A 13,587-nucleotide genomic window follows, 5' to 3' on the forward strand; every position below is an offset into this window, starting at 1 on the left:
AGGAGACGCGATTAATCGCGTACAAGAGTTTGAAGTTTGAGTAAAACTGATATTGGTAACTCTTAATCTTAATTCTTAACTTTATTCCTAACTCCTAACTTTCTTATGCCATATCCACAAGCACCTTGGACACTTCAGGGCTATGCTATCCAAACTCTACATTTGGTAAATGTTGACCAAGTGCGTCCTTTGATTCCTTCAGAGTTAAAAATTATTTCTGTATGGCCTGGTAAAACTCTCGCCAGTGTCTATTTATCTCATTATGGGTCAGGCTCAGTACTAGAGTACAGTGAGTTAATTATTGCCCCAGCTGTGGTTAATTACCAAAGCAAAATCGGTGGCTGGGTTTCCCATATTTATGTAGATAATGCTGATTCGGTGGCTGGTGGTCGAGAAATTTGGGGACTACCAAAGGAACTAGCTGAGTTTAGTTGGAAACAAGGAAAACATGTTACTGTGCATCAGGAAAACCGGAAATTGTGTAGTCTTAACTATAATCAACAAAGCTTGGCATGGAGACAGTGGTTAAGTGCTTCTGCTTTTGGCGCCAAGGGTGCTGATTTGTTGATATTCTCTGCTGAAGTTGAGTCTGTATTGGGTTTGATTAGTTCTAAGTTAGAAATCTCTGCCGAAAGTCCTTTTTCTGGAATAGGTTTAGGTCAGCCCTGGTTAACTGTGCGTTATGAGCAGATGAGTTTGCAGGTTGATGCGCCAAAAGTTGTAGGTCAGATGGGTATCTAGTAGACTATAGCAATACTAAATCATTCGTGAGAAATAAAATCGCTGAAATGCCTATAAATACGTAGTTTTTGTCTACGTATTTTCTCACGTTTCAATTCGGATTACTATATGGCGGAAGTTTGCCTACTTTTGTTATTTGGAAGTTCCTAAATAAGAAAAAAGTCAGAAAAATTTTTCTACCCAAACCCAAAAGTTTGATATATCGAGGTTTGGGATAGGTACCACAGTGTAAAAAGAGTGCGCTCAGTTGTGCATTAATTCACTTTTAACGCCCCCAAAGCCTTTAAAGTTCCTAGCTCTGCTTCAGTCAACCCTATCACTTCAGTAATAATCATGCCTTCATAGGGGCGGACTGGTCTAAAAGTTTGTCGACATTGCCCTGTAGTAATATCCCAACAGTTGATTGTTTCATCCCAGCTACCACTGAGAAGAGTTTGAGCGTCGTGGCTCAGATTCAGTGACCATACCCAATTGAGATGATTCTGTAGTGTAGCAAGACAGTCTCCAGTAACTACATTCCAAATTTTAATAGTACGATCGCTACTACTGCTAATCATGCGATCGCCACAGTTGCTGAACAAAATACAGAGTACCTGGCTGGTATGTCCAGAAAATGTACGCAGACAAAGCCCTGTGTGGATATCCCACAGCCGCACTAAGGAATCATCACCACCAGTAGCAACGTATTGAGTATCTGGACTCACCGCAACTGCCCAAACACGGTTTGAGTCTGCCTCCCAACTATGAAGACAGGTTCCTGTTTCAATATCCCAGCGTTTAGCTATCTTTTCATAGCCACTGCTGAAGAGAGTCTTTCCGTCAGGACTCCATGCGATCCCTAATACAGAACCAGGATGCCCCTGCAATGTTTGCAAACATTCACCAGAAGGCACATCCCATATCTTGATTGTATGGTCGTAGCTGCCACTAGCTAGCAAGTTACTGTCTGGACTAAAAGCAATCGCCCAGACCCAACTACCGTGACCATGCAAGGTTTTCAGGCATTGTCCTGTATGCGGACTCCAAAGTTTAATAGTACGATCTGCGCTGGCGCTGGCGAGAAACTCTCCGTTGGCACTGAAGGCAACAGAGAAAATACGATTTTTATGTCCATGTAGTACACGAAAAGGCTGGAGGTCAGCCTTTAAGCTTTGCGGGGCATTGAGATTTACATCCCAGAGTTTAATTGTCTGGTCTTCATGTCCACTAGCAAGTAAGTTTTGCTGCCAACTGTGAGCGATCCCATAAACAGCATTGCTGTGTCCTTGCAAGCTTTTAGTACACTTTCCAGTCTGAAGCTCCCAGACTCTAGCCGCGTGGTCATCTCCACCACTAGCAATTAAGTGTCCTTGAGGGTGGAAAGCAATTGACCAAATCCGATTGGTATGCTTTTCCAAAGTATCGAGACATTTCCCAGTGTCTATGTCCCAAATCTTCACGGTTTGATCATAGCTGCCACTGGCTAGCTGTTTACCCTGACTGAACGCTACTGAGGTCACGACTCCTACGTGTCCCTGCAAGGTCATTAAACACACATTATTATGTAAATCCCACAGTTTCACAGCTTGATCAAAACTGCCACTTGCTAATATTTGCCCTTGTGGACTGAAGGCGATCGCTTTTACCCAATGCTGATGCCCTTCTAGGATTTGTACACAGCATCCAGTTTCTAAATCCCACAGCTTGATTGTGTTATCTTCACCAGCCGTTGCTAAGATTTGACCTGCGGGATGAAAAGCTACACTCCACACACAAGCATTATGTCCTTGGAGAGTTTGCACACATTGCCCTGTGGCTAGATGCCAGACTTTAACTGTGTGATCATAGCTAGTACTAGCAAGGAGTTGACCGTCAGGACTCCATGCGATCGCTGTGACAATACTAGTGTGTCCATACAGCGTTTTGAAACATTCTCCGGTGGTAGTATCCCAAAGTTTAATTGTATTATCTTGACCACAACTAGCTAAAACTGGATATACAGGGCTAAAAGCAATATTCCAAACCCAACTGTTATGTTCTTTACAGCTAAAGAGTTGTTTACTATTGCTAACATCCCAAACATGAATTTCACCATTTGTATCACTGGTAGCAAGGCAGCGCCCATCTGGACTAAAGGCGACGCTAGTAATGCCGCCAAAGGTCGCAGCAAAAACACACTCTCGAAACGTTGTTTGGGTAAAGTTGACCCGATGTAAGTTAAGCAAACGTAAATCGCAGTTACGGATCGTGAGACGCGAAAAGTCATAGCCAGTTAAATCGGTTTCTAATTGTGTCAGTAAATTCAGCAGATTACCGCCACCATATCCAACTGGATCTATAACTTCATTTTGGAGCTTTATAATTAGTCTGCCAAGTTTATACTCAAGCTGATGAACAGAGGCAAGGGTTATTTGTAGTTGATTTAAAACAGGCCGCACAATCAGATGAATTTGACTATCGCGGATGTAGTCTTTTGCCTGGGCTTGCATCAAAGCATGAGTCAGCAAATATTGTGGTGATTCTGTGACTATTTCCTGGCAGACTTTTTCAATCAAGCAGCCTGTCACGTATTCCATGACGACAGGTTGCTGTGTGAATCCTCCAGTATTGCTTTCTATTAAGCTACACCAGCGTAAAGATTCTAGTACTGACATTAACTTAGGCTTAGGCAATGGCAGTGTGAAGGCTGTTTGCAATTCTGTCAGGGAAACCTTCTCCCGATTAATTGCCAGCCAATACATTACTTGCTGCTCTAAGGTAGAGAGTCTTTTGAATTGCTGCTCTAGGAGATTGCCAATGCCGTTAAATACGGTTGTGCCTTCGGCAAAGAAGCTGGCGATGTTGCCTTCATATAAGTCCCGAATTGAGGTGGCGGCAATTTTCAAAGCTAATGGATTACCACGGTAACATTCAACTAGTTGGCGGGTTTCGCCTTCGGAGCCTAATAGCCCTTTGAGTGTCAGAATTGTTTGTCCTACTGCAACTTCTAATCCTGATAAAGCAAGGGTACGAACTAGCAAACCATCGCCTTCCAAAGCGGCGACTTCAGTGGGTTTTTCCCGACTGGTGAGCAGGACACAGCTTTGATGCTGTGTTTCTCCCAATCGCCACAAAAGTTCACCGTAAGGTTTATAGCCCTCACGGTAACAGCCTGTCCCTTTACCTTGCTGCAATAATGTGTCGAAATTATCCAGAATCAGCAAGCATCGAAATTTGCGGAGGTACTCGATTAAACAAGTAATTTGCTCATGAGGGGAAGCAGGCAATGTGGTAACTTGCTGATGAGAAAGGATTTTGATGCAGTCCGTCACCTTGTCAGAGAAAAAAGGTGCGTGCCGGAGCGATCGCCAAATGACATACTCAAATTCTCCCTGCAATTGTTCTGCTAACTTCACCGAGAGTGCGGTTTTGCCCATGCCACCCATACCTAACAGTGTGACTACACGAGTGCGATCGCGTACAATCCATTGGCTGAGGGTTTCTAATTCAGCAGTACGTCCATAGAATTGAGAAACGTCGATTGCTTCCCCCCAGTTTGTGACGGGTTGAAAATTTAAGTTTGAGGAGGCGTTTGTATCCTTTTGTCGCTGTGCAGTTCGCTTCAGTACTCCGTGCAGGTTATTTTTAGTAACTTTTTCTCCTAAAGCTTGAGAGAGCGATCGCCATAGTTGTGAACCAACATCTTTGATATGACCTGGGTCGTATGTGACTTCTTTGGCCATTTCTAAGTAAGTTTTCCCTTCCCAGGAATAACGAAACACAATTTCTTGAACTTTTGTTAAGCGTCCTCGTTTCAATAATTGCTCAACTAGTGCAATCGCTTCTTCAACCGTCATTTATCTTTCCACGTAGAAAAACCAGGTTAACTACGATATTTGCACCATAATCTTTATTTTTTCTTAAAGTTTACGTAAATCTACCAAAAAGATCCGACTTTTTCCCGACCTTTTCCGACCGTCAAACTTTATACCAGGCTGTAGAGTATTGATGTGATTCATTTGTAGCACAGGAATCTGCCCAATGATTAAACACAGGTAAAGTGTTTACCCAAACACCGGAAGGTGTTGAGTGCGATAAATTTTCCATCTAGTTGAGCCATAGCAGTTGTGAACGGCGATGTTTATTCGTTCGCTAGTTTTTTCTGACTAATGGTTTGGAATTGGGATGCGATCACGCTTAATTTATTGGGGTTTGGGAGGGGCAACCATAGCTCAAAATTTGTTTCGGAAAACGCATCTATAAACTCTACACCTAAAATCTACTATGCCATTGAAGCTAAATGTTACTGGAGACGCTCAGACAGTTAATCTTGATTTTAACCAAGCTGCTGGTCTTAAAGCGCTTGATGTAAAAAACAAGTTTATCGGAATCGACACAAGCACTAAGGCTTTTCAAGATATCTTTAAAGGTTATCCAAAAGTTCAAAAGATATTTAACGGCGGTTATAGCGAAAACTTTTCTTATGGATTTAAGAAATCTGGAGCAAAAATAGAGGCTTCTGGTGAGCTGATTCTGGCTAAAGTTTATGCCAAGGCTGGACTTCTAGTAGAATCGGCAGGCTACAATCTGGGTGGTGTCAAAATCGGTGTCAAGCAAACAGGTTCAACAGACTTACTTGCTTTTGTTCCCAGTGGTGGGGGGAATGGAATTGAATTATCTGCTAAAACAATATCAGCGTTTAGTGGTAATCCGAGTCTGTCAGTCAAGTTACCCGAAGCTTATTTTAAAGCAAGTCTGCTTGCCAACATTGACATTGGAGCTTTAGCCTTTGATGGTAAAATCAAAGGCAGTTTGGGAAAAATAAGTAAGACTATTGATTTACCTCGATTTGGAGTTTTTAGTGGTATCAAAACAGCTCCTCCTATCTCAATTTCCCTAGTCGATCTCAGTATAAAGAAGATAATCGAAGGGAAAGCTACAGGTATATATGGAAAAAAGCAGACTAGTAAGGGCATACTTGAAAGTGAGTATGAAGGCATAAAACTAACATCTGATCTAAGGAATATCTCTAAAAGAATAAATATCAACTCGAATGGATCTTTATCAGGAGAAATCCCTTTGTTCAAGCTGGGTGCTAGCCTAAACAAACTGGGAGCAAAGGCATTTCCATATCTCAATCTTCTAGCAAAACGAATTGAGGGTAGTGGCTATGTTATTGACTACAAACTTTTAGACCTTTCTATTGAGTCCAGCTTGAAGATTAAATATAATGGAAAATTAAATCTTTCAGAACAAAGTTCTAGCGCAACCTTTGAAAACGGCAAATCTCTGACTCTTAGTGGAACTAGCAACGGATCATCAAACAGTATTGAAGTATTAAACACAACTGAGCTTAAGAAATTTCTAGACACCGATGGCGATGGTAAAGCAACTGTTAAATTTGATTGGGGTTATAACAAAGCCAGTTACGTTTTGAATTATGGACTGTATGCAGATCTCTCAGCAACTCTTGAAGCTGGCAAGTTCAAAGTCAATATTGGCACTGAAATTAAGTTGGGCTTTAAAACAATCCGTCCAAATACTGATCTCGTTGATATTTCCTTGTTTAACAAACGAAATTTGCAAATTCTCAAAGACTTCAAGCTAGTTGGTGGTAGCGCGACTATTCCGATACCAACTAATAACTATCGTTTTTCCAAAACTACAAGCTTTAATGTCCCTACTAATGCAGATGATCTGATCAATCTTCTGGGGTTAAATCCTAATGATTTTTACATTATTAAAGGCACGAATGGTAATGATGCATTAGTCACTAGAACAGAACGAGGTAACGATACGTTCTATGGTTACGCAGGTGTCGATACAATGAGTGGTGGACTAGGTAATGACATTTATTGGATAGACAATGTAGGTGATGTTGTCATTGAAAACACTGCAAGCGGCATAGATACCGTTCAATCCTCAAGCAGCAGCTATACTCTGGGATCTAACGTCGAGAACTTGAATCTTTTAGGAAATGATGCCAGCAATGGTTACGGTAATGATCTAGATAATGTCATTACCGGCAATGATGCCGCCAATCTTCTAGAAGGTAGAGACGGTGCAGACCAGCTATTAGGCAATTCTGGTAGTGATACGCTAAAGGGAGAAGGTGGGAACGACACCCTTAGCGGCGGTGAGGGGATTGATACTGTCAGCTACGACAACTCCCTCAGTGGTGTAGTCGTCAATATTGATGAAGCACAGAACTACCAAAATCCCGGTGGTTCTTTCGACACAACCATAGTTTCTACCAGCCTCATACCTACCGACACAGAACCAAACTTTACGATCGCCGCAGGCAAAGCTTTAGACGGCTTTGGCACTACAGATACCTTACGAAACTTAGAAAATATCATTGGCTCTGGATTTGATGATGTTTTAATTGGCAACAACTTAGGTAACAGCATCTTAGGCTTAGTTGGGAATGACCTGTTAGTTGGCAATGCTGGCAATGACTCCCTTGACGGAGGCGATGGCATTGATACCGTTAGTTATCGCCGTGATCCTAGTTCAGTCACAGTTAACTTAGAGCAAAATCAAGCTACTGATGGCTTTGGCACTGGCGGCTATAACGATGATGGCAGCTACAATTATGCTGGCACTGACCAAATCTTTAATGTTGAAAATGTGATCGGCTCTGCCTTCAGAGATGAAATCATCGGCGATGCCAGAGTCAATATCATTCACGCTGGAGATGGCGATGATGTTGTTAACGCCAGAGATGGCAACGACATCATTTTTGGCGAAGGTGGTAAAGACTCTCTCGATGGCGAAAACGGTGACGATTTTCTGATTGGGGGTACAGATGCCGATCTTCTCGATGGCCGAGAAGGTAATGACTACCTTGATGGCGGCACAGGAAACGATCGCCTTTACGATGACGACGGTGACAATATCTTCAATGGTGGAACGGGTGAAGATACACTATACGGCGGTAGCGGTCGTGATATGTTTGTGCTAACGAGCGAGTCTGGAAGTGACACTATTTTCAACTTTACAGTCGGTAGCGATTATCTAGGTCTATTGAATGGTCTGACCTTTGAACAGATCACTATTACCCAAGGCATTGGCACTGATACCAGCAATACTCTAGTCAGTAAACAGGATGGTGAACTCTTAGCCACACTAATTGGGGTACAAGCCAACACCCTTAGTCTGTGGGATTTCACTAATTTAGGGTAACAGTTATGGGTCATCACTTCTGTTAGTGTGGCGCGATCGCTACATAATTTATTGAATGTGATCGCTCTCACTTTAATCCTAGTTAGCGATCGCACTTCCCTTACACGATAATTTTGGACGATGTCTACGGCGGTAAACTACGCATAGTCTACTGTTTATTCCTAACGAATCCTCTGAGCGATCGCTGTTTCCCCCCTTCACATTATTCTGAAAATATCCTAAGTTCCCAACATCTGCAAGTTATGTAAAGTGGCATAAAGCCCTCCTTCTTGTATTAGTTGCTCGTGGCTTCCTTGTTCGATTAATTCGCCGCGCTTTAGAACAAAAATCCGGTCTACATTGCGAATTGTAGATAGACGGTGAGCAATAATAATGGCAGTACGTCTGAGCAAAAGCTGGTTTAGTGCCTCTTGAACTAAAGCTTCTGTGCCAACATCTAAACTAGCGGTAGCTTCATCTAGTACCAAAATTTGAGGATTGCGAATGGCAGCCCGCGCAAAGGCTAATAGTTGCTTTTGACCACTAGAAATATTTGTGCCCCGTTCTCGAAGTTGAGTATTATAACCTTGGGGTAATTCTTCTATAAACTGGGCAATGTTGGTTTGTTCTGCTGCTTGTTGAATCTGTTCAATGGTATAGCCATCTCCTAAAGAAATGTTGCTTTTAACATCGCCAGCAAACAAAAAGCCTTCTTGGAAAATTACTGCCATGTAACGCCGCAGTTCTGCCTGTGGGACTTCCCGAATATCTATGCCATCTATGAGAATGCGTCCTTGGGTGGGTTCGTAGAGGCGGCACAAAAGACGGATGATCGAACTTTTACCCGCACCTGTGGGGCCGACTAATGCAATTTTTTCGCCTGGATGAATGGTGAAATCTAAGTCTTTAATTACGTAATCATCATTTTTGTAAGCAAACCAGACGTGATCAAAACGAATTTCTCCCAGTTCAGGCGGGGAAGTTAGGTCTGGAGATTCTAGATTTGCAACAATCTCGTCTATGTAACCAAATTTTGCATCCAATATTGAGAAGCGGACATTGGCGCGATCGCGGATTTCTATCGGTTCATCTAATATATCGCCTACGCGTTCTATGGCAGTAAAACCTGCTTGAATTACTGTAAATTTTTCCGCAAAATCCCTTAAAGGATCAAATAATCGCTGGGCATACAAGATAAATGCAGATAATGTTCCAAAAGCTAAACTTTTTCCTAATAGTAACGAACCACCCAAGCACAAAACACCTGCGATCGCAATCAGACCAATCCATTCCAAGGTGGCTGAAATAAATGAATCATAAAAGATGGTTTTATCCATTTGCTGAGTGTAGCGGCTGTTTGTGGCACGAAACAATTCGGCATTAAATTTTTCCCTACGGAACAACTGCACTACGTTAATGCCAACCACATTTTCCTGTAACTGTGAGTTCAGTATAGAAAGTTCTTCCCGCCCTTTGTAATTGGCTTTGCGATACTGTTGCTGAATGTAAACTATTAACCAGCTAATTGGTAACAACATCACTAGCAGCAAGCAAGTAAGTTGCCATTCAAGGGAAAACATTAAACCCAAAATCACCAGCATAGAAAACAAATTGGACACTATGCCAATCGCCCCAGTAGAAAAGACATCGCCTAACACTTCTACATCGCTGGTGATTCTGGTGATTAATTTACCTACGGGTGTACGGTCAAAAAAGCGTACTGCTAATGATGTCACATGTTGGAATAAGTCTTGGCGAATTGCTGCGGTGATTTTTTGCCCTAGCTTTTGTACTAAATAACCCTGATAGCCTGTTAAAATCAGTCGGCTGGCGATCGCAACTAACAATAATCCCTCCAGGATATTTAGCCCTTCGGACATGGGGCGATTCCTGAGAAATTCGTAAGTGCTTGGTTCATGACGAATTAGGGAGATAGCTTGGCCAATCAACAGTGGTTGTACGGCATTAGCTAGGGCTAACGGTACGAGTAAGCCCATTGATAGCGCCAACAGCCGTCCGCTACGACGCGCATAAGGCACTAAACGCAAAAACAACCGCCAGTCATTTTCAGGGCGATGGTCTTGCGTATAAGATTTTTTGAGAGATTGGTAGATGCTCATAGTAAGAGCATTATATTAATGTTTATAAAAAAATACGCATGTTTAAAGTAGCATTTGTCCTGTTTTTCTAATACCATGCCTGAGATAGAAACTGCACGATTGCGACTAAGGCACTTCAATCTAAACGACTTCGATTACCTATTTCGCCTCTACAGCGATGCAGAAGTCATGAGGTATCTGTCGCTAAGAACAAGGGAACAAACCCAAGCAAGTTTAAACAAACATATCCAGCAGTGGCAACAATACAACTTTGGTATGTGGGCAGTAATATACAAAGAAACTGGTGTAATGATTGGCCGGTGTGGACTTGGATTTCTAGAAAATACGCCGGAAGTTGAGCTTGGCTATGTGTTTGACAAATCCTATTGGAACATGGGACTGGCAACTGAAGCATCTATTGCAACTTTAAAGTTCGGGTTTTGGGAAGTGAAGCTAGATCGGATAGTAGCTATCGCTCATCCAGAAAACATTGCTTCAGGGCGAGTAATTCAAAAGGTAGGAATGAAGTACGAAAAGAATGCTAGCTATTACGGACATGATGTAGTATACTATGCTGCTTCAACCTCAGAATGGCAAGCGGATGATTCCCTTTACATTTCGTAATCTTAAAACTATTAGAATATCGCACCCCATAAAATCATCGGCGAACAAATTGTTACACATAAAAACCACTGCTACAAATTCAATAAAGCTATAGAGAATATATGCTTTAGGTCTTTGGTAGGGGCGTATAGCTGTGCGTTGCGACTATGTTACTTATATTAATTACTTTATGTATATGCTTTAAGTATGAAACAATACCATATTTTTATCTTAAAGTCTTATATCTAAAGGTAGATGATTAAGGTTAAAATTTGGGAAACCTAAGAGAGGTTCATTCCTAAAAGATGTCCTGCCATTTATCGCAGAATGCAACTGAGGCCAGATGACGCAATCTTTAAATCAAGTCAAAGAGTGGGAACAACGTCGTGACGAAGCAAGCCGCTACTACCAACGGGGGAGATTCCAAGAGTCTCTGGAGCTGACAACGAAGAATTTACACTTGGCTAGATCAATTCCAGACAGAGCCAGAGAAGGTTATACATTAAACGACCTTGGTTTAGCTCACCTCAGTTGCTGGCAACCTCAAAAAGCATTAGAGCATTTTTATCAGGCGCTTTCGGTTGCTGTTGAAATTGGCAACGTGTCAGCACAGGCAACTGCACTTAGCAATTTGGGTTCTACCTACAGCCATCTAGGGCGTTTTTCGCAAGCATTAGAATATTTTGAACAAGCACTGCCAATCTTTAGGCGATCGCAAGATACTCAAAGTGAAATTTCTACTCTTAATGATGTAGCACTAATTTATACCCGGTTAGGAGAACCAAAACGGGCACTGTTGCTGCAACACCAAATTTTGAGGATGCGCCGCTTGTTAGGTGACTTTTCTGGTGAGGCAACAACTCTAAATGGTATTGGGTTTGCTTACAATGTCTTAGGCAAGTTTGAGGAAGCTCTAGAATTTTTTCAAGCAGCGCTTCCAATTCAACGAGCAGTCAAGAATTTGGTTGGTGAAGCAACCACTTTAAATAATATTGCCTCAATCTATACTGATTTAGGAAAACCGAAACAAGCGCTATTGCTTTACTATCAAGTTCTTTTGACACGTCGAGAAATCAGCGATCGCTCTGGTGAGGCAACAACGCTTCATAACATTGGTTATACCTACAGCACTCTGGCAGAGCATCGGCAAGCAATGAAATTCTATAAGCAAGGCATTGCGATTTATCAACAACTCGGCGATGGACTGGGAGAAATTTCAACTCTGCTGAATATGGGAAGCCTTTACGCCACAACTAAACGCAAAAAAATGGCGCGATCGTGCTATCAAAACGCCCAAGAGTTAGCAGAGCAAATCGAACATCAGCCACTCCTAGAAAAAGTACAGCAGTTTATAGATTCTCTGTAGGTTGATGCAACAGACTAAGATTCCCGACTTCTTCAAAAAGTCGGGAATTTTGTTGTTCTTGAAGCTCAAAAAGTTCTCAACTTGGTATAACTCTAAGAGGATGTTTGAAAAGATTTTTTGTATACACCGAAACATTGAATATTATTATTTGATAGTAAAGCTCATACTTAAGTAACATATAAATTTTATTAGTTAAGTATATATTTTCAAGAAAGACTGTTAACCTTGATAGCAACGATTCACCTATGACTGGGCAGCCCTTGCCAAAATTTTTGTACTAATGAACCAAATGTCTGAAACCGTACAGACTCTTAAGTTTGAGTATGTAATATTGGATGAGCCAGTTATTAAGCTGTTGATTAAAGAATTTTTCTCTTTCGATAATTTTGCTTTTATAGCTAAAGGTTATAAAATTTACAATTTGTAGCACAAAAGTTTATAACTACATGAAAAATAGTTGATGACAACAATGAAAGCTACTCATCAAGGAGACCAATGTTTAGTTCTTATTGTTGACAATAAAGAATTTAACCGTCATCAACTGCGACTTTTGGTAGAACAATCAGGGTATCGAGTGGTAGAGGCAAAAGATGGCACGGAAGCAATAAATATTTTTTACCAATTGCACCCCGATTTAGTAGTCCTTGACGCTATCATGCCAGATATGGATGGGTTTGAGTTTTGCTCTGTGTTACAGAGTACTGAAAAAAACAAACATACTCCAGTTTTAATGATTGCAGAACTTGAAAATACTGAGTTAATTGAGCGAGTATTTCAAGTCAGCACAATGGACTATGTTATCAAACCGATTAACTGGCAAGTTTTGCGTCAACGGTTAAGACGCTTAATTGAGCAATCGCAGCTACATCAAAAACTCTTTGCCGCAAAGGAAGAATTGCAGCGATTAGCTACATTAGTGAATATAGATTTTTTAACTCAAGTAGCTAACCGCCGACGTTTTGAAGAGTATATAAACCAAGAATGGCGGCGCATGGCACGCTTACAACAGCCTCTGTCTCTCATCCTCCTTGATGTAGATTTTTTCAAATTTTACAACGATACCTATGGTCATCAGGCAGGCGATCGCGCTCTTATAGAAATTGCTAAAGCCCTTAAAAATATTGTTCAACGCCCTGCTGATTTAGTCGCCCGTTATGGTGGGGAAGAATTTGCTGTGATTTTGCCTGACACAGATGAACTTGGTGCTACGAAAATTGCCGAGAGAATTTGCTTTGCGGTGCGGAGATTGGCTATAACTCATAGTCATTCACAAGTTAGTTCTTATATAACTTTAAGTGCTGGGTTGTCCACAGCAATTCCTAATCCAGGTTCTAACTTTGAAGAAATAGTTACGGCGGCGGATCAAGGATTATATCAGGCAAAGGCAGCAGGACGCGATCGCTTCAGGCATAATAACCTACTAGTTGGCTCGACCTGGAACTATAAATGGCGTAAAAGTAGCGAAGAAATAGCTAGATGTGAGTCTAAATATAGCGGTTTGCAATATTAATCAGTCAAGGAAGAGGAAAGGGGGATAGGCGGGAGAACAGTTCATAGCAGATAAAATTTGTATCTTTCGTTACCGCAAACCATATATTGCTCAACAGGTTACGATCAATTAAGAAGTAATAATTTTCTATGGCAGTGCCAGGAGTC

General features: G+C 41.5%; 7 protein-coding genes. 5 read left to right on the forward strand and 2 right to left on the reverse strand.

Annotated features, from left to right (window positions below):
- The first annotated feature begins 105 nt into the window (after positions 1 to 105).
- Entirely contained in the window at positions 106 to 741 is a 636-nt protein-coding gene (locus RMY00_RS18455) for an acetoacetate decarboxylase family protein (protein ID WP_322648922.1), read from the forward strand.
- Positions 742 to 995: 254 nt separating this feature from the next.
- Here the strand turns inward: RMY00_RS18455 and RMY00_RS18460 are convergent, their stop codons facing one another.
- Complete coding sequence (locus RMY00_RS18460; RefSeq protein ID WP_322648923.1) at positions 996 to 4,556, reverse strand: WD40 repeat domain-containing protein; 3,561 nt, start codon at positions 4,554 to 4,556, stop codon at positions 996 to 998.
- A 427-nt stretch (positions 4,557 to 4,983) separates the two neighbouring features.
- On the opposite strand from RMY00_RS18460, the gene RMY00_RS18465 reads away from it, so the two are divergent.
- Entirely contained in the window at positions 4,984 to 7,884 is a 2,901-nt protein-coding gene (locus RMY00_RS18465; protein ID WP_322648924.1) for a calcium-binding protein, read from the forward strand.
- Between the two features lie 218 nt (positions 7,885 to 8,102).
- Here RMY00_RS18465 and RMY00_RS18470 read toward each other — a convergent pair whose 3' ends face one another.
- Positions 8,103 to 9,983 (reverse strand): ABC transporter ATP-binding protein, encoded by a 1,881-nt coding sequence (locus tag RMY00_RS18470; protein ID WP_322648925.1) that lies wholly within the window; start codon positions 9,981 to 9,983, stop codon positions 8,103 to 8,105.
- A 75-nt stretch (positions 9,984 to 10,058) separates the two neighbouring features.
- Between RMY00_RS18470 and RMY00_RS18475 the strand changes: the two genes are divergently transcribed.
- From RMY00_RS18475 to RMY00_RS18485, 3 genes are all read left to right on the forward strand, one after another.
- Positions 10,059 to 10,586 (forward strand): GNAT family N-acetyltransferase, encoded by a 528-nt coding sequence (locus tag RMY00_RS18475; RefSeq protein ID WP_322648926.1) that lies wholly within the window; start codon positions 10,059 to 10,061, stop codon positions 10,584 to 10,586.
- Positions 10,587 to 10,908: 322 nt separating this feature from the next.
- Positions 10,909 to 11,931 carry a tetratricopeptide repeat protein gene (locus RMY00_RS18480; RefSeq protein WP_322648927.1) on the forward strand — a complete coding sequence of 341 codons (1,023 nt, stop codon included), beginning with the start codon at positions 10,909 to 10,911 and terminating at the stop codon, positions 11,929 to 11,931.
- 469 nt (positions 11,932 to 12,400) lie between these two features.
- Entirely contained in the window at positions 12,401 to 13,441 is a 1,041-nt protein-coding gene (locus tag RMY00_RS18485) for a diguanylate cyclase domain-containing protein (RefSeq protein WP_416212078.1), read from the forward strand.
- The last annotated feature ends 146 nt before the right edge of the window (positions 13,442 to 13,587 follow it).

It is taken from the genome of Nostoc sp. ChiVER01 (assembly GCF_034531155.1).
Classification (GTDB): Bacteria; Cyanobacteriota; Cyanobacteriia; order Cyanobacteriales; family Nostocaceae; genus Nostoc.